This window comes from Lysinibacillus sp. NPDC056185 (assembly GCF_047737915.1).
In the GTDB taxonomy this organism is placed as follows: domain Bacteria; phylum Bacillota; class Bacilli; order Bacillales_A; family Planococcaceae; genus Lysinibacillus.
This window is the reverse complement of sequence record NZ_JBLLLQ010000021.1, coordinates 1-23,719: the sequence shown is the minus strand read 5'-3', so window position 1 is coordinate 23,719 and position 23,719 is coordinate 1. Positions and strand designations below refer to the sequence as shown.

Sequence of the window (23,719 nt, the reverse complement as noted above, 5' to 3'; positions counted from 1 at the left end):
GAATTTTGGTTATTAATGTTGTATCGTATAGACAAAGATAGTTTGTTTCGAAATGAAAAAACTATGTATGCCATTTTAAAAAAAGGGGTGCTTTTATTATGAATTTTACGACACAAGATGTAGAAAATATGATTACAGAACAGCGTCAATTTTATTTTTCACGAGCGACGAAGAGTACAAAATTTCGAAAAGAGCAATTAATAAATCTGAAGAAAACGATTTTAAAATATGAAAAAGAAATTTTGAATGCTCTATATTTAGATTTACGTAAGAGTGAGTTTGAGGCATATGCAACAGAAGTCGGCATTGTTTTAGATAGTATTTCTTATATGGTCAAGCATATTGAAGAATGGATGAAACCTGAAGCTGTAAAAACACCGATACAATACCAGATGGGAAAAAGCTTTATTGTAAGAGAGCCATATGGAGTAACATTAATCATTGGTCCATTCAATTATCCATTCCAGCTAGTAATGGAGCCATTAATTGGAGCAATTGTTGGTGGTAATACGGCTATAGTAAAACCATCAGAAACATCTGTGCATACTGCAGGAATCGTTAAAAAAATAATTGAAGAAACGTTTAACCCTTCTTATGTTCGGGTTGTAGAGGGAGAAAAAGAAGAAGTGACGGCACTTATTCATGCATCCTTTGACTATATATTTTTTACAGGGAGTGTGGCAGTCGGAAAGGTTGTTGCAAAGGCAGCGGCGGAACGCTTAACACCAATTGCCCTAGAACTTGGTGGGAAAAGTCCTGCAATTGTTGATCAAACAGCCAATTTAGAAGTAGCAGCGAAAAGAATCGCTTGGGGTAAATTTACAAATACTGGTCAAACCTGTGTGGCACCAGATTATGTCCTTGTCCATAAAGATGTCTATGAGCGATTTATGAAGATATTGAAAGCAACGATTCGTTCCTTCTATGGTAAAAATGCATTAAAAAGCCCTGACTACGGCCGTATTGTGAATCTAAGACAATTTGATCGCTTACAGCAAATTATCATGGAAGAACGCGATGCAATTACATTTGGCGGTAGAACAGATCGTGATGATTTGTATATTGAGCCTACAATTATTGGATATGTGAAATGGTCAAGTCCTTCGATGCAGGATGAACTATTTGGTCCGATTTTACCCGTGATGATGTATGATGATTTACCGCTGGCCATTCACCAGATTCGTCAGTTACCAAAACCTTTAGCGGCTTATTTTTTCTCAGAGCATGAAAAGGCTACCCAGTACTTTTTAGAGGAATTACCATTTGGTGGCGGATGTATTAATGATACGATTACACATGTAGGAAATTTACATTTGCCATTTGGCGGCGTTGGGCCATCAGGGGTAAAAGCATATCATGGGAAGGCAAGCTTTGAAAACTTTACCCATCCAAAATCTATCTTAAAAAAATCATCGAAGTTAGAGACGAATGTTCTCTTTCCCCCATATAAACAAAAAGTTAAGCTTGTGCGAACTATCATGAAATAGTAAAAGGCGGTGTCGGACACTAAACTGACACCTCCTTTTTTAACTTCTTTCAGCGAATGTTTGGTCACCCACTGAAATAGAGCAACTCAGTCTAAGAACGCCACAACCTATGGCAATTTATCTGTGCGAAAGCGAAGCGACAGCAACAATTTTGCCGAAGCATAATTGATCAGCTTGTATATTCCGCATTTCGGTTGTCGATAAATGCCGTTTTTTGATATGTTAGGTAAATATCGGTGAAATATTAAAGATATATTAAAATGATAGCGTTTTCATTTAAAAAACGTTCTTACAGGCATTTTATTTATGGGCGAATAAGTAGTAAAATAAATTCATTAGAATGTGGGGGTATTCATCTTGTCATTTTTTGTCGAATAGACAACAAATGATGAAATGAATGTAGAGATTGATTGGAGGACTATGAAATGTATGCAGAGGAATTGTTGAATGCATTACCTTTGAAAAAAATAATTGGAGTGCTACCAGACCAAGTAAGTGATATTGTAATTGATTCGCGAAGTGTGCAACCAAATAGTATGTTTGTTTGTATAAAAGGTTATACAGTAGATGGTCATGACTATGCACAGAAAGCTGTCGAAGGTGGCGCAACAATTGTTGTAACAGAACGAAAATTACCTTTAGGAGAAAATATTGCACAGGTCATCGTGAAAGATACGGATCGTGCAGTTGGCCTGTTAGCTGCAAAGTTTTTTGACTATCCGTCGAAAGATATGGCAATGATTGGCGTAACAGGGACAAATGGCAAAACATCAGTAACGGGTATTATTCAAAATATAATGCATGGAATGGGCGAGAAGTCTGCACTATCAGGAACAATCGGCTTTAATCTAAATGGCATTTTATATGAATCTGCAAATACTACGAGCGATGCATTATCGACTCAACAAATGATATTCCGTGCAAAAATGGAAGGCTGCCGATTAATGACTATGGAGGTATCTTCACACGGTTTAGCACTTGGACGTCTAGCTGGCGTAGAATATGATGTAGCTATTTTTACAAATCTTACACATGATCATCTTGATTTCCATGGTACGATGGAGGAATATGGCCATGCGAAGGGCTTAATGTTCTCTCAACTTGGACAAGACTTAGAAAAGAATAAATTTGTAGTGTTAAATGCTGATGATGCTTGGTCAGAGCGCTATGCAGCGATGACACCATTTCCAGTATGGACATATGGTTTAAAAAATGAAACAGCTGATTTCCGAGCTATTAACTGTGAGTATCATGATTTCATGACATCTTTTGACGTTGAAATGCCAGAGGGAATATACCATGTAAAAATGCATTTGCTCGGGGAATTTAATATATATAATGTGCTTGCAGCTATGGTTGCTTTTTATGGTCGTGGTTATTCAATGGAAACAATCATTGAGCAAATTGAGCAATTACCACCAGTGAAGGGCCGCATGGAGAAAGTTTGTTCAGATTTACCTGTGCAGATTTTTGTTGATTATGCACATACACCTGATGCAATTGAAAAGGCGATTTCTTCAGCCCAACCGTATAAAACAGGCAAGCTTATTTTCCTAGTTGGCACAGGGGGCAATCGTGATAAATCGAAACGTCCAGCAATGGCAGAAAAGGCATCAGCCGCTGATTACGTTATTTTAACGACAGATGACCCACGCTATGAGGACTATGATAGTATTACAGGTGATCTTGCCAAAGGGATGCTTCATGAAAATTATGCATGTATAGGAGACCGTGCTGATGCGGTGCGTCATGCGATTGAGGTTGCTGAACCAGGGGATATGATTATTTTTGCTGGTAAAGGCCATGAAGATTATCAAATTATTGAGAATACTAAATATCCGCATAGTGATGCAGATATTGCAATAGAAGCTGGCCACTTAAAATTTGTATAATATATGAACTCCAATAAAGAAGTTAGAGCGGACTTGATTTTGTGAACGCAATGCATGTAATAATGCGATAAGTTCACCTTACTTAGAGAACCCCTTTAGTTAGTACTAAGGGGTTTTCTTTTTGGGTTTTTACACTTTACAGAAGTCTCCTCCTCTATAGACCTCTTTTTTGGGGAATTCATGTAAAAAGGTTGTAAGAAAGGCAAGTATTCTTTTATTATTATTAAGTATGAAAAAAGGAGAATGACGAGATGAATTCAAATTTAGAAAAAGATATATTATCACGTCGAACTTTTGCCATTATCAGTCACCCTGATGCTGGGAAAACGACGATTACAGAAAAGCTTTTACTATTTGGTGGTGCGATTCGTGATGCCGGTACAGTAAAAGGAAAGAAAACAGGTAAGTTTGCAACATCTGACTGGATGGAAATTGAAAAACAACGTGGGATTTCTGTAACTTCTTCAGTTATGCAATTCGATTATAACGGCTCACGTGTCAATATTTTAGATACTCCAGGTCACCAAGATTTCTCGGAGGATACGTATCGTACATTAATGGCGGTGGATAGTGCTGTCATGGTCGTAGATGCTGCTAAAGGTATTGAAGCACAAACTTTAAAGCTATTCAAAGTTTGTAAAATGCGTGGTATTCCGATTTTTACTTTTATCAATAAATTAGACCGTCAAGGGAAAGAGCCACTTGAGCTGATTGAAGAGCTTGAGGAGGTACTTGGCATTAATGCTTACCCAATGAACTGGCCGATCGGTATGGGTAAAGAGTTTCTAGGTATTTATGATCGTTATAATAAACGTATCGAGCAATTCCGTACTGAGGAAGAAGAACGTTTCTTACCAATTGATGATAATGGGGAACTTGCAATCGAGCATCCTATGAAGGTGACTTCTTATTATTCACAAGCAATGGATGACATCATGTTGCTTGACGAAGCGGGTAATGAGTATTCTGAAGAAAAAATTCGTCGTGGTGAATTAACACCTGTGTTCTTTGGTTCTGCTCTAACAAATTTCGGTGTACAAACATTCCTTGAAACATATTTACAATTTGCACCGACACCACAGCCTCGCATTACTGAGAATGAACTATTTATTGATCCTGTTGAGCATGAGGAGTTTTCAGGCTTCATTTTCAAAATTCAAGCGAATATGAACCCTGCACACCGAGACCGTATTGCCTTTGTGCGTATCGTATCAGGTAAATTTGAACGAGGCATGAACATGACTTTATCTCGTACAGGTAAATCATTCAAAGTGACACAATCTACACAATTCCTTGCTGACGACCGTGAAACAGTTGATGAGGCAGTTGCTGGTGATATTATCGGTTTATATGACACAGGCACTTATCAGATTGGTGACACAGTTGTAGGTGGTAAAAAGACATTCCAATTTGAAAAATTGCCACAGTTCACGCCAGAGCTATTTGTTCGTGTTACTGCGAAAAATGTTATGAAATCTAAGCAATTCCATAAAGGGATTTTACAATTAGTGCAAGAAGGCGCCATTCAATATTATAAAACATTGCATACAGAAGAAGTTATTCTTGGAGCAGTTGGTCAATTACAATTTGAAGTTTTTGAGCATCGTATGAAAAATGAATATAATGTTGAAGTGAGAATGGAGCCAATTGGTTCGAAAATTGCAAGATGGATTGAAAACGAAGAGGATGTTAAAGAATCAATGTCTTCAGGTCGTTCAATGCTTGTAAAAGACCGTTTTGATAATTTTGTTTTCTTATTTGAAAATGAATTTGCTATGCGTTGGTTTGCTGATAAAAACGAAAACATTAAACTGTATAGCCTTTTATAATTTAAACAAAATTGTCGGGATGATTTCCGTTCCAGGCTACTCGCTTTGTCGCTGACGCTTCGCTTTCGCACAGATAAAACATTTGTTGCTGACGCTTCGCTTTCGCACAGAGTAGAGCTTCCTGTGGGCGAGCGTCGAGCCGCTTCCTACGCTAAAGGAACGAAGGCTAAGTGCGTCACGTCCTGTGACAACGCCTTCGTGACCAACATCGTGTTGGCCTCAGGGTCTCGCCTGTCTCGCTTTCCCACGGGAGTCGAGTAGCCTTCCACTACAATCAGCAATAGCGTAGAACTTTTATAAAATTTATGCAATGCAAAAGTGAACGCAGTGGTTACTCATCAGAATGGACTTATAACAGTTAAGCCAATTGTATTATCTGTTATTGCCACTGCTTCGTTTTGCCAAAGGGGCATACTTTTTTATAAGACACCTTAATTACATGAAAAAACACGAATCGACATGTTGCGAATCGTGTTTTTTTACAAGGAAAATTGGAGCTATATGTAGAATATATACATTATTAGGAAATATAAGCCTCATCAGCATAACGTGGGTTGATTTCCGTTCCGACTGGGCGCTTTGTTGCTGACGCTTCGCTTTCGCACAGAGCAGAGCTTCCTGGGGGCGTCCGATGAGCCGCTTCACTCGCTTTGCTCGCTCCAGGGTCTCATCTGTGACGCTAATCCCCAAGGAGTCGCCCAGTCTCCACTCCAATCAACTTACATATGGCATATGCTTTAACAAATTGCATCTCCTAATTTTGGCGGCGAGTTATATTTTAAACCTATAAAAAATGGGGAAGTTTCTAAATTCATCTGCTTTTCGGGTATTATAGAAAGGAAGAGATTAAAAGGAGCTTGTAATAATGAACATTAGTAATTTTTCTATTAAAAGGCCTGTTTTTACAATTGTTACGATGTTGTTAGTCATTATATTAGGTGGCGTTTCATTATTAAAAATACCTATTACGCTTATTCCAGAATTACGTCCACCAATAGGCATCGTAGTTACCAATTATCCTGGTGCAAGTCCAACAGAGATTAATGAGAAAATAACGAAGCCGTTAGAAACAACACTCGCCACCTTACCAGGGATAAAAAAAATACAGTCTACCTCTCAAGAAGGATCCAATTTAATTATTCTCGAGTTTGATTGGTCAACCAATATTGATGATGCTCAGCTCGATATTTTACAACGCATCGATATGACCCCTTTACCGAGTGATGCTGAGAAACCTAACTTTTTAAAATTTGATCCATCACAATTTCCTATAATTCAACTTTCACTACGGGCGGAAAATGACAATGTAGATGTGCGTTTACTGGCGGAAGCTTTGGAAAAAGAACTTCGTCGAACAGCAGGTGTCGCAAGTGTCAACATTTCCGGTAAGCTAGTAGAAGAAGTTCAAATAACTTTGGATGAATCGAAGCTAGTTGAAAAAGGATTAACCCAAGCAGATATTATTCAAATTATTCAATCGAACAATGTTTCTCTTCCGGGTGAACCGGTGTTAACAGCAGACGGGAAGATGTTAACGACACGTATTTTAAGCACTATAAATTCGCCAGAAAGCATTGCTGATTTAATCATTTCAGTAAATCCACTAGATGGTAAAGCATTAACAGTAGGAGAAGTAGCGGCTGTTGAACGTGTGGAGCAAAAATCCGTAACTACTACACGAGCAAATGAGCATCCTGCGGTATTAATGTCTGTATTACAGGAATCGGGTGCTAATACGGCAGAGGTATCAAAAGCTTTTAAAGAAGCTTTAAATGAATTATTAACAAAGAAGCAATATCAAGGAATCGTTGCAGACGTGCTAGTGGACCAAGGGAACTACGTGAATTTAGCGATTGGTAATATCGGATCCTCTTTACTTCTAGGTGGATTATTCGCAATGTTCGTATTATTCGTCTTTCTACGTAGTGTGAAAAGCCCTATTATCATTGGCATTGCGATACCATATTCAGTGATTGTTACATTTGTTTTAATGTTTTTTGCCAATTTCTCGCTCAATATTATGACATTAGGGGCGTTAGCACTTGGCATCGGTATGTTGGTTGACAATGCTATCGTTGTTATTGAAAACATTGAACGACATTTAGGACTTGGCAAGGATCCGATAACAGCAGCTAAAGAAGGGACAAAGGAAGTGGCACTTGCGATTACTGCTTCTACTCTCACAACTATTGCAGTATTCATTCCTGTAATGTTTATTGAAGGGTTGATAGGACAAATTTTCACAGAATTTGCATTAACTATTTCCTTTAGCTTAATTGCTTCGTTAGTCGTTGCGTTAACAGTTGTCCCAATGCTTGCAAGTCGTCTTTTAAAAATGAAATCAACGAATATTTATGAAAAACGTAATGAGTCATCCTTTTATAAGCGCTACAAAACATCAATTATTTGGGTATTGCGTCACCGTATGCTTGTACTAATCTCAGCAGTTGTCTGTTTTGGACTTGCATTGTTTGGGCTTATGAAAATGGGCACAGAGTTTTTACCGCCAACTGACGAAGGATTTGCATCCATTAGCGTAAACCTTGAAAAAGGGGTAGCAGTATCAGAAACAGAAAAAGTTGTAGCGAAAATAGAAGAACGCTTAAAACAGGAGAAAGATGTTGACGTATATGTTAGCTTAATCGGTGGTACGCAACAGGCACAAGCACGGGGACAAACAAGTGCAAACCAAGCAGAACTATATGTAAAGCTTGTCCCTCTAGCAGATAGGGATTGTTCGATTTTTGAATTTGTAGAAGAAGTTGAGCGAGATTTGCATAAAGAGCTAGGTAAGCAAGTTGAAATCAACTTTAATGTCTCAACAACAACAGGATCGTCACCAAATACATTAACGTTTAGGTTAACAGACTCTGATGAGCAAAGACTTCAAAGCTCTGTTGATAAAGTACAGCAGGAGCTATTAAAGGTAAAAACCATCACAAAAGTATCTACGGATTTAGATATTACTGTAAAAGAAATTCAAGTCGAAGTAGACCGAGAAAAGGCGAAAGACTACGGATTTGTACCTGCGCAAATTGCTCAAACGGTCAATCAAATGACGAAGGGGCAGCTAACTACGCAAATTATGGCAGAGGATGGTGCTGTATTGCCTGTTTATACAGGCTTTGGACAAGTGTTTAATGATAGTATCGAGTCATTAAAATCGATGCAGCTTCGTTCACCTGCAGGTTTATTTGTAAAGCTAGAGGACATTGCGACAGTTTCTGTACAGGAAGGACCAGTATCGATAAGACGCTCTGATCAGGCGGCTGCGGTTGCATTTTTTGTCGAGTATGAAACGAAGGAATCGCTCGGGGGCATCTCAGCAAAAGTGGACAAAGTATTAGAAAAAGCGGATTTACCAACTGAAACTCAAGTTGTCTTTAGTGGAGATCGTGAGCTTTACGATAGTGCGATTAATGATATGCTTTTAGCCGTGGCATTAGCAATAGTCCTTGTATATATCGTAATGGCAGCTCAATTTGAATCATTCAAATACCCATTCGTTATCATGTTTACAGTACCATTAATGATTATTGGCGTTGCCATTGCAATGTTTGCTACGAACACGCTAGTTGGTGTGACATCTGTTATAGGCATCTTAGTACTAGTTGGAATTGTCGTGAATAACGGGATTGTACTTGTCGATTACATTAATCAACAAAAAGCTAGGGGAATGGCGACGTATGATGCGATTTTACTGGCTACACAAGATCGACTTCGCCCCATTTTAATGACTGCACTAACAACAATCTTAGGATTGCTACCACTTGCTCTTGGTATTGGTGAAGGAACAGAAATGAATCAACCGATGGGGATTGTAGTAATCGGAGGACTTGTGACATCAACTTTATTGACATTATATATTGTACCGATTATTTATAGCCTAATGGATAAAGAAACTAGGAAACGGTAAGCTCAGGGGGGATGAGAGATGGGGGTTCATTTTTTTACAGGTTTTCCGGGTTTTATTTCAAGTCAATTAATACGAGAGTTATTTCGAAAAAAACAATCACAGGAAGTAATCGCAATTGTTTTAGCGGGGGAATTAGTAAAGGCCAATGTAGAAAGAGAAAATATACTTGCAGAGTTTCCTAATTGTTCTATTCATATTGTAGAGGGTGATATTACATTACCGAATCTCGGTCTAGAAAACCAAGCCGTACAGGAAATTGTACCTCAAATTGAGGTGCTCTGGCATCTAGCTGCAATTTATGATTTAGCGGTACCACGCGATATTGCATGGAAAGTAAATGTGCATGGTACGACGATGGTCAATGATTTTGTTCGCACACTTCCGAACTTAAGACGCTATATGTATTTTAGTACAGCGTATGTAGCAGGAACACGTGAAGGTGTTTTACGTGAAAGTGAACTAATTCGCCCTCCTACATTTAAGAATTATTATGAGGAAACAAAATATGAAGCTGAGCATCGAGTAGAAGATTTGAAATCAGAAATACCACTGACAATTATCCGACCTGGCATAGTACGTGGACATTCTGAAACAGGAGAAACGATTAAATTCGATGGGCCTTATTTCTTTTTAAATATGGTAGATAAATTAAAATACCTCCCTTTTATCCCGTATATTGGTCAATCAACATCAACAATAAATGTGGTACCAGTGGATTATATTATAAACGCTTCGACTTATCTCGTTGATGAAAAATGTGCTGAAGGGAAAACTTTGCATCTAACGGACCCAAATCCTCATCCTGTGCAGGAAGTGTATCGTACGATGGTAAAATTATTAACTAATCATTATCCTAAAGGGCGATTACCGTTAATACTAGCAAGAACATCTTTACAAATACCACTTATTCGAAAATATCTAGGCGTTGAGCAAGAAACTCTAGACTACTTAGCTTGGAATGCTAAATTCGATACATCCGAAGCAGTTACTATTTTGAAAAAGGGTAGTATTGCATGTCCCGATTTTATACAGACTATGCCTAGAATGATTGATTTTTATTTAGCGCATAAAGAAGATAAACGCTATCAAATTCAAATAAAGTGAAGCTTCAATTAGTGGTACGGTGATAAAAATCGATGTTTACATTCAGTCCCATCTAGCTAACAAACAAGTTGAAGCCTCCGGCGGATGTCACGGAATCGGAAAGGAGTTCATAAAGGATGTTAGCCTAAAATCATCGTATCCATGCGATAACGGCTAACTGACCTGCATCGGTAAAAACGCCACGTCCTGTGGCATTACCGAAATGACCGACATCGTGTCGACCCTCACGCAGGCCTAAGCACAAAGCCGTTTCCGGACGCAATTATGCCGAGGCATAATTGATCTTGTGGTAGACGTAGAGTTATTGTTTAAAGTGGGGTAGATAATTTTGCCACTCATATATGATAGTGCTATAATAAGTTTTCAGAAGAAAAAAACCTTCGACGTTTTGTCAAAGGGGAGTAGCTAACAGGTACGAGCGAAGTATCTGGATTCACATTCGTCATGCCGTGGTTTTTTACCATCGGGTGTGATAAGCGAATAACTCTATACTAGCGGTATTCAACGATTAGTATTTATTTGCTTAGCGAGACCTTTGCCTTTTTAGAGGCAGAGGTCTTTTCTTTTGTATTCGTATAATAATGACTATTTTGGGTAAACAGAGCTTTAGAGGAGGCACATGAATGGAATCAATTTTATTACAATACGGCTGGGTACTGATTGTACTTGTAGTATTAGAAGGGTTATTAGCAGCAGATAATGCAGTTGTGATGGCTGTGATGGTGAAGCACTTGCCACAAGAACAACAAAAAAAGGCATTATTTTATGGATTATTCGGCGCATTAATTTTCCGATTTTCAGCACTTTTTGTCATTACAGTATTAGTTAATTATTGGCAAATTCAAGCGTTGGGAGCAGCTTATTTACTATTCATGTCTGCCAAAAATATATATGATTTGCGTCATAAAGGGGATTCAAACGAAGAATCTAACGATGAAGCGGGGAAAAAGGGCGCTGGTTTTTGGATGACAGTGCTTAAGGTAGAGGCAGCGGATATTGCATTTGCTATTGATTCGATGCTTGCTGCAGTTGCCATTGCTGTAACTTTACCGCAGGTAGGGAACTTTGATATAGGTGGCATCAATGGTGGACAATTTATTGTTATGTTACTTGGAGGCTTTATCGGAGTTATAATGATGCGATTTGCGGCACAATGGTTTGTGAAAATATTAAATGACTACCCCTCACTTGAGACCGCTGCGTTTTTAATTGTAGGTTGGGTAGGCGTGAAGCTTGTTGTGTTGACTTTGTCACATGAGAAGGTGAGCATATTACCTGCAGAATTTCCGCATTCTACTGTGTGGGAGTTAACTTTCTGGATTGTATTAGTGGCCATCGCACTAGTAGGTTATTTAGTAGGAGTTCGTCATAAACATCAAGATCAATAATTAACTTATTTCAACAGAGGCATATTTGATGAGGAATAGTCGTATCTATTCCTCTTTCTTTTTTGATGTATTTTTTCTATACTAATATCTATCGAGTTTGGCATCATATGAGGAAGGGGTTGTCAAAGTGCCCTGGAAAAGATCAAAAAATAGACTTGTAACACCTTTTCAGGTACTTGTCTCTTATTATTTTATAGCTATAGCTATTTCCTTCCTGTTACTACGGCTACCAGGCGTTCATCAAGAAGGAGTTAATGTTTCATTATTAGATAGCTTGTTTACTGCAGTAAGTGCAGTTAGTGTAACAGGTTTAACAACATTCAATATATCTGAAAGCTACACAACATTCGGGATTGCGATGGTACTTGTCATTTTACAGCTTGGCGCAATTGGCATTATGTCACTTGGTACTTTTGTGTGGTTACTAGTTGGGAAAAAAATTGGTATGCGTGAGCGTCAATTGATTATGATCGATCATAATCAATACAATTTGTCAGGGGTTGTTCAATTAATTCGGGAAATATTGAAAATCTTAATTGGTATTGAATTGATGGGTGCGTTAATTTTAACTTTGCACTTTACAAATTATTTTGACACTTTCGAAGAAGCCTTGCTTCATGGTGTCTTTGCCTCAATTTCAGCTACTACAAATGGTGGCTTTGATATTACAGGCATGAGTTTGCTTCCGTTTCATAACGATTACTTTGTTCAATTGATAACGATGGTGTTAATTGTGCTTGGTGCGATAGGCTTCCCAGTATTAATTGAAGTGAAAACCTTTTTATTAAATCGCCATACAAATTTCCGTTTTAGTTTATTTACAAAAATAACTACCTCCACATATGCAATTTTATTTGCGGTAGGGGCTGTCGTTATTTTATTGCTTGAATCGTTCCATTCCTTTAAGGGAATGTCTTGGCATGAGGCACTATTTTCGGCAATGTTCCATTCTGTTTCAACACGATCAGCTGGACTTACGACGTATGATGTAACAACCTTTAGTGAAGCAACAGATATTTTTATGAGCTTTTTAATGTTTATTGGTGCCTCACCAAGTTCAGTTGGTGGTGGGATACGTACAACAACGTTTGCAATGGCCATTCTATTCCTAATTACCTTTTCACGAGGAAGAGAGGATATTCAAGTATTCGGACGTGAAATACATTTAATTGATGTATTCCGCTCGTTTGTTGTTATTTTATTGGCATTCTTTATGGTATTAGTTGCGACTATTATTTTGCTCATTACTGAACCACACGCATCACTGATTCAAATAATCTTTGAAATTACATCAGCGTTCGGAACGTGTGGGATGTCTTTAGGAATCACCTCCGACCTATCGGTAGTTGGCAAAATTATCATTATGATTTTAATGTTTATTGGTCGTGTCGGTTTAATTTCCTTCCTTTACACTTTAGGGGGTGGAGGTAGAGGCAAAAAATCTAATTATCACTATCCTAAAGAGCGTGTAATTATTGGGTAAATTACTAGGAGATTAAAAAAGAGCTAATTTAGCTCTTTTTTATTTTTCCGATTAACCCTAAAGCTTATTTATATGAAAACTGAGAAATTTAGAGATTACCTGAGTAGAAAATCTATGCATAAAAGGGGTCTAAGATTGTTTAATTGACTAAAAAAAGGATGTCGCCACATAATTGTCAAAAAAAATTAAATTGTTTTTCCCGGTTATTACGATTATTCGATAGGTAATTTTTACAATAATAAGGTGGTAACTGGTTGAGAATTTCGTACTAAACTTTTTTAGGATAATTGTAATGCCACTTAGAATATCTGTTGATAGCAATGAATGTGGTTATTATTGACAATTTGCATAAATAAAAAAGTAATTGTTTGGTTTCATTTTAGGTTACTGAAAAAGTTAATGATGGATGAAAAAAACGCTAGTCCTAAATTTTATTAAAGGACTAGCGTTTCTTATTATATAGAGTGGATTGTTGCAAAGTATGGTGCTTGACCGTGACGGAAGTAAGTTAATAAATAGCTGTTTTTTTGTACAATTTTGCCATTTGAGAAATTTTGGTAATCTACATGGTGCGGAATAATGAGCGTATGTTTAAACAACTCTTTTTCAGATAGATTGAAGCTGGCGAATTCCTCACCTGCAATTGCAGGGTTTTCACGTAAGGCAGCATAAAGTGCTTTCTGTTGCTCCACTGTAGGGCGCTCCTTCCACCATAATTTACGTGGCTGGAACTGCTGTGCCATTAAATAATCTAGTTGCATTAGGCTTTTAATGATAGTTAAATTAGCACCCTCTACAGTTTCTAAAAACATTAATAAACGACGGAATAAATCTTCGAGCTGATGACCGATACGAGACCAACCTTTTGTTTCCCAATAAGTACCGAAGTTTTGGAAGAAATCAAATGGTGTTTCAAACACTTCAGTTACTAAGTATTCAATCGTATGATCCATACGGTGATCGTTCCAATATTTCTCAAGTACATCCTCTGCATGTTTAATGCGTACTATATCATCAAACGTTAAGACATTGTTTGAGAAAATTTCGTAAGGAGATTGGTCCACATACGTATAGCCGAATTTTTCAGCCTCTAGACGAAGGCCTGTACCACGCAGAAGTTTTAGGAATCCAAGCTGTAATTCTTCTGGTCGCATTGCGAAAACATCATTAAAGGTTTGACGGAAGCTTGCATAATCCTCCTCTGGTAAACCAGCGATTAAATCTAAATGCTGATCAATCTTTCCACCTTCTTTGACCATCGTCACTGTACGCGTTAGTTTTTCAAAGTTTTGACGGCGCTTCACAAGAGTATTTGTTAAATCATTCGTTGACTGAACACCAATTTCAAAACGGAACAGACCTTTTGGTGCGTTATCATTTAAAAACTGGATCACTTCAGGACGCATAATATCTGCAGTAATTTCAAATTGGAATACGACCCCTGGCTTATGTTCGTCGATTAAAAATTGGAACATTTCCATGGCATAGCTGCGGCTTATATTAAATGTGCGGTCGACAAATTTAATAGTACGTGCACCATTGTCCATCAAGAATCGAATATCTTCTTTTATTTTTTCTCGGTTGAAATAACGAACACCTACTTCAATAGAAGATAAACAAAATTGACAGCTAAATGGACAGCCTCTACTTGTTTCAATATATTGAATTCGTTTGCTTAAATGAGGGAGATCCTCTTCAAAACGAAATGGACTTGGTAATTCACGTAAATCTATTTTTGGTGCTTGTGCGTGTATGCGTACTTTACCATCCTCTAAGTAGCAAATCCCTGGAACATCGTCCAATGCAATTTCTCCATGAAAATAGCGTAGTAATTGTTTAAAGGATGTTTCTCCTTCACCCATAATAATGAAATCAACCTCTTCAATTTTACGTAACCAATGGTGGGCATCATAAGAAACTTCAGGTCCACCGAGCAAAATTTTAACATTTGGACAGACAGTTTTTAACATCTTGATGACGTGAATGGTTTCTTCAATATTCCAAATATAACAACTAAATCCTACAATATCAGGTTTTTTTTGGAACAAATCTGATACAATATTAAAAGCAGGATCTTTAATTGTATATTCTGCAATAATTGGATTAAATTCTGGTAAAGCTGCACCTTTTAAATAACGCAATGCTAAATTTGTGTGAATATACTTTGCGTTTAAAGTAGTTAAAATAGTATTCATGCAATAATCTTCCTTTCAATTTCTAATTGTAACAGTCAAGTAGCTGTCATACAATATAATCCTTTTTACCTATTTATTTTGTGAACAGTTCGTGAAATAATTTTAAATACTTAAATTTACTAAATTTTGTAATAATAGAATCGTACAGTCATAAAGTATAGTAAAGGCTCAAAATTCGAATAAGGGGTTATTTACTCTATTGAAAGGTTCGGTGAGAAAGTTGAAGCAAAATGATATTAATCAATGTTTTGAAAATCTTATGACAAGTACTTCGTCACCAACACTTATTCTTAATAAAGTAGGAAAAATTTTGAACGTGAATGAGGCTGCTGTTAAACTTTTTAACCTCAATTCAACGTATTTTGGCTATTTAACTATGGACGAGCCATCTAATTTAAATTGGGCGAAGTTCGTTAAACAATTAGAAAGCGAGTTAAGATCAGAAGAAATCTTCAATATTCAAACAGCTGGTAATGAGTTTGAAATGATGTCCTTTAAATGTTTTTATGATCCAAGCACTGAAGAAATTGTTGCGCAAATTTCAACGTTAAATAATGACATAGCTCATGAATTATATGTTAGCCAAGAGCAGGAGAGATCACAATCTTTCAATGCTTATGATCACTTACCGTACGCTGTTATTATAAGTGACGCTAGCGGGATAATTCTTGGGCTAAATAAGTATGCTGAAATGTTTTTAAGAATAGAAAAATCGCTGCTTCTTCATAGGGCACATCAGCACATATTCGATACATTTACATTGAAGAAGGGTCAAATTACAACATACCTTTCTAAACTGATGGGTGAAAAGCATGCGAGTATTCATGTAATTGATGAAACTATAGTTACTAGCCCTTGCTATTATGAAATTTCAAGTATCTTTGATGAATATAACAATATTATTGTCACAGTCATTAATGATGAAACAGAAAAGAAACAACTTCAACATAAAGTTGAACATCAACAAGCTTTAAATGTTGTCGGTCAAATGGCCGCAAGTATCGCCCATGAAATTCGTAATCCATTAACTTCTTTAAAGGGCTTTACCGAATTGTTAAAGCTAAATGCTGATGAAGAGTCACGCATGTATTTATCTGTCATCGATAGTGAGCTCCAACGGATGGAACAAATTTTATCCGAGCTTTTAGTATTGTCCAAGCCAACAAGTATGAAAGTGGAATTATTAGAGCTAGATCACATTGTGAAGCAAGTGATTGAGTTTATGCTTCCAGATGCGCTTATGAAAAATATTATGATTCAATACATTTCTCCTTCTACACAAGTATACATTGGTGGCAATGAGAATCGCTTAAAGCAAGTATTCATGAATCTTATTAAAAATGCGATGGAATCCATGAATAATGGTGGAACGATCACAGTAGAAATGAATGCTATTGACTGTGCGATTGTAGAATTACTGATTAAAGACGAAGGTACCGGTATGGACAGTGCTACCCTTCAAAACTTATTCCAACCTTTTTACACGACGAAATCAACAGGGACAGGACTAGGCCTTGCTTTCGTGAAAAAGGTGATTGAAGAGCATGAAGGTGTAATAGGTGTGAATAGTGAATTACAGAAGGGGACATGCTTCCACTTACAATTCCCGATTTACACATTTAATCAGATGGATACAATGGATGTTTCCACGAAAGATTCTGCTTATTTAGTAACATAAGAAGAGTCAAAATGGTAACTTAAACCACCGTAAAAGGCTTAAAATCAAATATTGCTTTTGACAATGCTTTTCTAATATCGCTATAATGGCATGTATAAAACGCGAATTGAGAGGAAAAGGATATGACGTCAGAAGAGATAAAGCAATCTTTAAAATTATATATAGTATTATCACGTGCACATAAAGCGATTAATGAGACGACCCATCAATTTTTTCAAGAGAATGGATTAAACCCTACTGAATTTGCTGTATTAGAGCTTCTTTATCATAAAGGAAGACAGCCATTACAGCAAATTGGCAATAAAATTTTGCTAGCTAGTGGGTCTATTACGTATGTCATTGACAAACTTGAAAAAAGAGGGTATTTATTGCGTGTCTCATGTCCATCAGATCGCCGTGTTACCTATGCAGAAATTACGGACAAAGGTGAAGCATTTATGGGAGAACTATTTCCAAAACATGAACAGCATTTACATGAATTGATGAGTGTATTATCTGTTGAAGAAAAAGGCCAAGCGATCACTTTATTAAAAAAATTAGGCCTGTCTATTAAAGACTTATCTTATTAAAAAGAGTTGTCTCAATGAGTTTGAGGCAACTTTTTTTATGGAACGCAACGTGTTATTGTGGAAGAAGTTAAAGTACTCCAACAACCCCCTCTTAAATCCTTAACGTCAAAGATAAGGCAGGAGCGAGCCAATCGAAGGCTAAGTATCCTGACCTGTGTTAAAGCCCCCGTGATCGCTCCTAGCCGCCCATCGGACATCACCTAGCCGGAACGAAAATCAGCCTCCCATTATGCTATAAACCCTATTTAAAATAAAGGCACTGTTAAAGTAGAAAATTGATATTTGGAACCTGTTCAGCTTCTTGAAACCTTAACACCGTCAACATAAAAAAGACTATAGAGCAAACAAGTTTGTCTACAGTCTTATTTGAATAATTATTTTTTAGAAATAGTTGCTGCCATTTTAAGCATAGCATCTGTTAAATCTAATTCGTCGTTATCGTGAATTGTTAGTTTTGTAATTAAACCGTCTTTTTCAAAAACAACGCCGATTACTTTTTCTTTCTCTGCTTCAAAATGTACAACATAACCCTCAATGTTTTTAACATCTTTAAATGCAGCTAAATCTTCAGAAGATAAAGATGATGGTTCACCAACAGCATTCATATAATCTTGCATAGATGTTTTTGCATCTTCGTAGCTTGTTTGTGATGCATCAATAGATTCGATACGCATAAATACTTCAGCATTGTCATTAGAAACTAACATGTCTTTACCTGGTTCTTCTTGTGTAAGTGTAAATCCAGGTAGTTGGTGCACTTTATAGTCTTGATCAACACTTTTAGATTCCGTTGCTTTTTCAGTCTTGTCTACACCTTTTTGTACATATTTAACTTCTTGTTCTTTTTTAGTTGTATTGTCTTTATTATCTGTATTGTCTTTATTTGTTTCATTTGATGTAGGCGTTTCTTGCGATTCATCTACAGTTGTATCCTTAGATGATGGTTGTTGCTGTTCAGTCGGTGTATTTGATGGCTCATTTTTTTGAGCATCAGAATCCTTTGTTTCGGAAGTATTACATCCTACGACTAAAACAGCTGTTAGTAATAATGCAGGTACAGAAAATAATTTTTTTTGCATGAAAAGCCCTCCCTTTCTTAATTAAACGCTGGTAAAGATAAAATGTTTCCAAATTTTAATGTTATCATGTTAAAGGTAACACTAAAAATAATAGTAGTACAAAAACTACATGGGTTACAATAACAAGTGGCATACTTTTACGCCATTCATATAACAAGCCCCAAATAAGGCCGGTTACAAATGCGGCGATCATACCAAGCATAAAACCGCTTAATGCAATAGAGATGGCGCATAAAATCGCAGTTACAATAACAGCAAAAATAGGACGCATAAAGCGTTTCAGCTGTTGTTGAACATAGCCACGCCAAAAAATCTCTTCACCGATTGCAACAATGAATACGAGTAAAATATAGTGCCAAATATTTTGTGGTCCATAGTTTGCTAAAAATTTTTGTACTGACTGTACTAATGAATCATTAATGTATGGTGCAAGCCAATAGCCAAAGCGTATAATACCGTATGTTATTGTACCGTACCCAATACCGAAAAGTAAAAATTTCCAGGTAGGTAATTGATCTTCAATTTTACCAGCCAAAATGGCAATGGCAATACATACAAGTAAAGTAAAAGCATATAGGTACCAAAATACAGCTTGGTTAGCAAAGGTATATGCAAGCATGCCATAAACGAATAATAAAGAAAGGAGCAATATTATTGTTTGTTTCGAATTTGTAAGCATTATTCGACCTCCATGCTTTTAATATTATCAAAAAAAAAGCCCCTTATCATCTATAAAGACAAATAGGGACTATTCAGACTATTAAGCCTCGTTTGTATATAAAATTTTGTAACGTTTATGGTTGACGACCGTTTTTTCTTCAATTTCAAGGGAATCGAAATTTTCCATGTATGTTAAATCAACGATCACCGAATTTTCATTTACTTTTTCTACTATACCCTGTAAGCCATCTTTAAACTCGATAATATTTCCAACTTCAGCTATTTTCACAGACAGTCAGCTCCTTCATCGACTAATAATATACAGTTTGCATGAAAAAATGGAAAACGTAAAGCCCTTTTTAAATAATTCATAATTTATTAAACAAAATACTAAGAAGTGAGGAAAAGAAAAATGGAAAAATACGAAAATATGCTTAAACAATTACAAAACGGGGAATTAAAAAGTATAGAGATAGAAAAGGAACAATTTTATGAGTTTCGAGAAGTACTTGTAAAACATCCTTTATTTAAACATTTTAGGGGTGAGGCCAAACAAAATGGACGCGTAATCTATACTTATCAAGAAGTTGCAAGAAGCTAATTTGTCGAACATTGTCGTAAGTTAATGCTGTAAGAAATGAAATATAAATGTATAATAATGGTATGATTATTTGTGTGTGGAGGGTTGTATGAATGGTCAATCTACTCTTGAAACAAATGGAGCAAACTCGTGAAATGATGATTCGCTCAGGTGTAGAGAACGGATTACAAAATGCAAAAACCATTCAACTGAGTCGCAGATTAGATCAGTTAATGAATACTTATTATAGACAGACAGCATTTGAAGAAGAAGACGATCAAGAAGATTGAAAGAATGTTCCTTCAGAGTATAAACTTTTTAAATAATATGTTTAAAAAGCATTAGTTGGGGAATACTTATTTTGAACACAGCAACATTCTCATTTCCCCCTTTAGAGCAGTGATACCCCATCACTTGCTCTCTTTTTTATTTTGATTTAACTTCTTTCAGCGAGTGTCCAGCACATAAGGTATATAGTACAACTTAATAAAAGGAGTTTGAATTATCGCACTTATTCAACTACACTGAAAGATAAAAATAAGTGCTAATGATTGGTTATGTAGAATCGATAGCCTGGATAAACAAAGGAGTATGTACATATGGGAAAAGAGAGTATTGCATTTATCGGCAGTGGTGTTATGGGGGCAAGTATTATCAAGCATTTATTAAAAAATGGTCATGAGGTGACAGTTTACACACGTACAAAGGAGAAAGCGGAGCCGCTTTTGGCGCTAGGTGCAGCTTGGGCAAGTACTCCGGCAGAAGCATTTAAAAATAAGGATATTGCCTTTACAATGGTTGGATACCCAGCAGATGTAGAGGAAGTTTATTTTGGAGATAACGGTTTATTGCAAACAGCTGAATCCGGCAATATCGTTATTGATATGACCACTTCAGAGCCAACATTGGCAAAGAAAATTTTTGAGCATGCCCAAAAGCTTGGAGTAGAAGCACTAGATGCGCCTGTTTCTGGAGGAGATATCGGTGCTCAAAATGGGACATTATCAATTATGGTTGGAGGTAGCCAAGATACATTTAATAAAGTTTTATCAGTCATGAAACATTTTGGTGAAAATATTGTTTATCAAGGTGAAGCTGGTGCAGGACAGCATGCTAAAATGTGTAATCAGATCGTTATTGCTTCTGGAATGATTGGTGTGTGTGAGTCACTTGCTTACGGTTTAAAGGCTGGACTTGATTTACCAACAGTATTGCAATCTATTTCGTCGGGTGCAGCAGGCTCCTGGTCGTTAAGTAATTTAGCACCCCGTATGATCAAAGAAGATTACGCACCAGGTTTTTATATCAAGCATTTTGTAAAGGATATGAAAATTGCTTTAGACGAATCTAAAAAAATGGGGATTACATTACCAGGTCTAGCACTTGCTTATGATATGTATGACAAGCTAGTGGAAGCAGGCTATGGTGAAAACGGAACACAGGCTCTTTTAAAAGCTTATCAATAAAATACTGACTATAGAGTGCGAAAAATTCTAATTTTAGAAAACCCGAAGTATCATCTTATGAAAGGATGGGTACTTCGGGTTTTTGTCTTTGATAAAGAAGCTGCAGCTCACTAACACACAGAAAATAGCAAACTACGAAACATTACTCTTTATGAAAAAGTTTTGCGTCTAAAGAAAAACTAGATGCTCCTGCAAGTGCAAAGTATAAAGCAATTGCAGCTAAAGCTAAATCAAATTCATATCCAGCTAAGCCGTTTTCGCCGATAAAGCCAATACTAAGCTTCGCCGTGAAAATGGCAACAATCATAGTCACTGTCAATAAAGCGCCAAAAAGTCTTGTGCCTAAACCTAGAATAATTGCAACACCACCGACTAGTTCTATAATGGCAACAATATAAGCCATAAAGCCTGGAATACCTATGGCATCAAAATAATCAGCTGTGAAGCCGATACCACCTTGAAATTTTTGGAATCCGTGGGCGGCAAAAATAAAGCCAAGCACCACACGTAAAATAGTTGAACCGATATTTTGCATAGTTTAATAAACTCCTTTTGTTTTTTTTTTTTGTGCTTACATTTCGTAACCTAGTTTATTTTTAAAAACAACTTTTGTCAAGTAACTTAATTTTATTTTTAAAAATGATTTTCGGAAAAATGATATACTGTTATATAAGAACGAAGTACTTAGGAGGCAGGTAAATTGGATCAAAAAAAAATTTGCCCACGATTTGAGAAAGCGCTAAAAATATTAAATCATAGCTGGAACACTCTGCTTATTTATCAGTTATTAGAAGGTCCTCAACGATACTCAACAATTAAAAAACAAATGGGTATTAGCAGTCGCGTGTTAACGGAGAGATTAAAAGAATTAGAGATAGAGAACATTGTGAAACGCACTGTTATTCCATCGACACCAGTAGTGATTGAATACGAGCTAACAGAAAAAGGACATGCACTTGCGCCGGTCCTAAAAGCAATTGAAAAATGGTCTTCTATGTGGGTGAATATAGAAGAATAGTAAAAAGGATATCCAAGCGAGGGGGCTTGGATATCTTTTTTAGGCTGTCTTCGTTGTTCTTCAACTAATCTTTAAGAAGGAAAAATTAACAAAGTGTTGAATTTATATACAGTTAAGTTTTTAGTTGTGTAAGGAGGGGAAACAATGCTTAAACAAATAATTCAAAATTGGAATCAGTATTGTAAAGATGAAAATTTTGTTGGCATAGGTTCTACAAGAAAAGTATATAGAGTTTTGGGTTATGTAATAAAAGTGCATTTACATCCAATCGGTTATAAACAATCAAAAAATGAATTAGAAATTTACACTTCAATGGCTGATAAAGGTCTTGCCCCCTTACTCGCTCAGACATACTATGTTGATGAATTCATATCTGTACAAAAATATTACAAACCTTTAGAACTAAAGAATAATCAATCGTATGAGGTAAAGGTTGAAGAACACCGATGCTTGATCCCTAATTTATTTGATGAGGTTTTAGAAATATTAGATAAAAACTTCGACTGCTTTGATTTAAAAGACAGTAGTAATTACGGTTTAAACAATGATGGTAAACTTGTTTTTACCGATTATGGTATGACAAAGAGTTTATATGAAAAAGAGTGGGTTCCAATAGCCGAAGAAGGCATACTTCCGCAAATACATTTTGACTTTTGCAGCGTTTGTGGATTAGAAAAGGAACTCCGTATGTACGGAGACAATGACAAAGACAAACGTTGTTATGATTGTGGTAAGGAATAAAGAGAATCAGTATGTCGGAAAGTTTTAGAAATATTATACATAAACTCCCATGAAGGAACTTAATCATCTTTCATTTTCTGTGGTGAAGTGCTGATTTTTGCGCTCCATGGATGGCTAACGGGGTGGTTTAGTTAAAGAAGGATTTTAGAAGGATTTACCAAAGACCGAGTTAATCTACAAAATGTGTAGAATTAACTTGGTCTTTATGTATTAATAGCTACAATCTATATTGAAAACAGCCTTTTTTATTATGAATATGTAATTTTTAGTATTCCGCAGATAAGGCTAAGATTCGTTTATTTTAGAGTGTTAGTCAAGTGAAAATAATTGTATATTGTAAATAGTGTTAATTTTCTTTAAATAAGAGGTATTTTTTATTCATGAGGGAATTTATTTAACTTCTTTCAGCAGAAGTCTCCCACCTCTATGGGTGGTGAGATGAATGCAGTTTTAAGTTACTTTTCATTGGGTGTCCAAACATCCGCTGAAAGAAGTTAAAGCCCCCGGCGGATGTCACGGAATCGGAAAGGAGTTCAATTTAGGATGTTAGCCTAAAATCATCGCATCCATGCGATAACGGCTAACTGACCTGCATCACGCAGGCCTAAGCACAAAGCCGATTCCGGACGCAATT

At 36.5% G+C, this 23,719-nt stretch carries 19 protein-coding genes; 14 read left to right on the top strand and 5 right to left on the bottom strand.

Going from position 1 to position 23,719, the window contains the following annotated elements; all coding sequences use genetic code 11:
• Positions 1 to 98: 98 nt before the first annotated feature.
• The 7 genes from ACMZ42_RS18440 (at position 99) to ACMZ42_RS18410 (ending at position 13,099) form a co-directional block, all read left to right on the top strand.
• Entirely contained in the window at positions 99 to 1,487 is a 1,389-nt protein-coding gene (locus ACMZ42_RS18440) for an aldehyde dehydrogenase (protein WP_415732313.1), read from the top strand.
• A gap of 425 nt (positions 1,488 to 1,912) precedes the next feature.
• Positions 1,913 to 3,379, top strand: coding sequence for a UDP-N-acetylmuramoyl-L-alanyl-D-glutamate--2,6-diaminopimelate ligase (locus ACMZ42_RS18435; protein WP_370076865.1), 1,467 nt, complete (start codon positions 1,913 to 1,915; stop codon positions 3,377 to 3,379).
• 251 nt (positions 3,380 to 3,630) lie between these two features.
• Positions 3,631 to 5,208 carry a peptide chain release factor 3 gene (locus tag ACMZ42_RS18430; protein ID WP_370076867.1) on the top strand — a complete coding sequence of 526 codons (1,578 nt, stop codon included), beginning with the start codon at positions 3,631 to 3,633 and terminating at the stop codon, positions 5,206 to 5,208.
• An 865-nt stretch (positions 5,209 to 6,073) separates the two neighbouring features.
• Entirely contained in the window at positions 6,074 to 9,124 is a 3,051-nt protein-coding gene (locus ACMZ42_RS18425) for an efflux RND transporter permease subunit (RefSeq protein WP_415732312.1), read from the top strand.
• An 18-nt stretch (positions 9,125 to 9,142) separates the two neighbouring features.
• Complete coding sequence (locus ACMZ42_RS18420; RefSeq protein ID WP_415732311.1) at positions 9,143 to 10,228, top strand: SDR family oxidoreductase; 1,086 nt, start codon at positions 9,143 to 9,145, stop codon at positions 10,226 to 10,228.
• A gap of 623 nt (positions 10,229 to 10,851) precedes the next feature.
• On the top strand, positions 10,852 to 11,616 hold the full coding sequence (locus tag ACMZ42_RS18415) for a TerC family protein (protein ID WP_415732310.1): 765 nt from the start codon (positions 10,852 to 10,854) through the stop codon (positions 11,614 to 11,616).
• A 127-nt stretch (positions 11,617 to 11,743) separates the two neighbouring features.
• On the top strand, positions 11,744 to 13,099 hold the full coding sequence (locus tag ACMZ42_RS18410; protein ID WP_370076875.1) for a TrkH family potassium uptake protein: 1,356 nt from the start codon (positions 11,744 to 11,746) through the stop codon (positions 13,097 to 13,099).
• A 455-nt stretch (positions 13,100 to 13,554) separates the two neighbouring features.
• On the opposite strand, the gene ACMZ42_RS18405 is transcribed toward ACMZ42_RS18410, so the two are convergent.
• Positions 13,555 to 15,294: a B12-binding domain-containing radical SAM protein gene (locus ACMZ42_RS18405; protein ID WP_402872359.1), complete on the bottom strand. Its 1,740-nt coding sequence runs from the start codon at positions 15,292 to 15,294 to the stop codon at positions 13,555 to 13,557.
• Positions 15,295 to 15,493: 199 nt separating this feature from the next.
• On the opposite strand from ACMZ42_RS18405, the gene ACMZ42_RS18400 reads away from it, so the two are divergent.
• Positions 15,494 to 16,972 carry an ATP-binding protein gene (locus ACMZ42_RS18400; RefSeq protein ID WP_370076879.1) on the top strand — a complete coding sequence of 493 codons (1,479 nt, stop codon included), beginning with the start codon at positions 15,494 to 15,496 and terminating at the stop codon, positions 16,970 to 16,972.
• 122 nt (positions 16,973 to 17,094) lie between these two features.
• Positions 17,095 to 17,541, top strand: coding sequence for a MarR family winged helix-turn-helix transcriptional regulator (locus tag ACMZ42_RS18395; protein ID WP_370076880.1), 447 nt, complete (start codon positions 17,095 to 17,097; stop codon positions 17,539 to 17,541).
• 374 nt (positions 17,542 to 17,915) lie between these two features.
• Here ACMZ42_RS18395 and ACMZ42_RS18390 read toward each other — a convergent pair whose 3' ends face one another.
• The 3 genes from ACMZ42_RS18390 to ACMZ42_RS18380 form a co-directional block, all read right to left on the bottom strand.
• Positions 17,916 to 18,620, bottom strand: coding sequence for a hypothetical protein (locus tag ACMZ42_RS18390; RefSeq protein ID WP_370076882.1), 705 nt, complete (start codon positions 18,618 to 18,620; stop codon positions 17,916 to 17,918).
• Positions 18,621 to 18,684: 64 nt separating this feature from the next.
• Positions 18,685 to 19,299: a CPBP family intramembrane glutamic endopeptidase gene (locus tag ACMZ42_RS18385; protein WP_370076884.1), complete on the bottom strand. Its 615-nt coding sequence runs from the start codon at positions 19,297 to 19,299 to the stop codon at positions 18,685 to 18,687.
• Positions 19,300 to 19,380: 81 nt separating this feature from the next.
• Positions 19,381 to 19,569: a YkvS family protein gene (locus ACMZ42_RS18380; protein ID WP_053483503.1), complete on the bottom strand. Its 189-nt coding sequence runs from the start codon at positions 19,567 to 19,569 to the stop codon at positions 19,381 to 19,383.
• A 123-nt stretch (positions 19,570 to 19,692) separates the two neighbouring features.
• Between ACMZ42_RS18380 and ACMZ42_RS18375 the strand changes: the two genes are divergently transcribed.
• From ACMZ42_RS18375 to ACMZ42_RS18365, 3 genes are all read left to right on the top strand, one after another.
• Positions 19,693 to 19,881 carry a hypothetical protein gene (locus ACMZ42_RS18375; RefSeq protein WP_100544207.1) on the top strand — a complete coding sequence of 63 codons (189 nt, stop codon included), beginning with the start codon at positions 19,693 to 19,695 and terminating at the stop codon, positions 19,879 to 19,881.
• A 92-nt stretch (positions 19,882 to 19,973) separates the two neighbouring features.
• On the top strand, positions 19,974 to 20,150 hold the full coding sequence (locus tag ACMZ42_RS18370; protein WP_415732309.1) for a Spo0E family sporulation regulatory protein-aspartic acid phosphatase: 177 nt from the start codon (positions 19,974 to 19,976) through the stop codon (positions 20,148 to 20,150).
• 309 nt (positions 20,151 to 20,459) lie between these two features.
• Entirely contained in the window at positions 20,460 to 21,326 is an 867-nt protein-coding gene (locus ACMZ42_RS18365; RefSeq protein WP_370076886.1) for an NAD(P)-dependent oxidoreductase, read from the top strand.
• A 142-nt stretch (positions 21,327 to 21,468) separates the two neighbouring features.
• On the opposite strand, the gene ACMZ42_RS18360 is transcribed toward ACMZ42_RS18365, so the two are convergent.
• Positions 21,469 to 21,861 (bottom strand): DoxX family protein, encoded by a 393-nt coding sequence (locus ACMZ42_RS18360; RefSeq protein ID WP_370076888.1) that lies wholly within the window; start codon positions 21,859 to 21,861, stop codon positions 21,469 to 21,471.
• Between the two features lie 165 nt (positions 21,862 to 22,026).
• Here ACMZ42_RS18360 and ACMZ42_RS18355 point away from each other — a divergent pair, with 165 nt between their 5' ends.
• Both ACMZ42_RS18355 and ACMZ42_RS18350 read left to right on the top strand, forming a co-directional pair.
• Positions 22,027 to 22,344, top strand: a complete 318-nt coding sequence (locus ACMZ42_RS18355; protein WP_370076890.1) for a winged helix-turn-helix transcriptional regulator — start codon at positions 22,027 to 22,029, stop codon at positions 22,342 to 22,344.
• A 144-nt stretch (positions 22,345 to 22,488) separates the two neighbouring features.
• A complete protein-coding gene (locus ACMZ42_RS18350; protein WP_415732308.1) occupies positions 22,489 to 23,085 on the top strand; it encodes a protein kinase in 597 nt (198 codons plus the stop codon).
• Positions 23,086 to 23,719 lie beyond the last annotated feature (634 nt).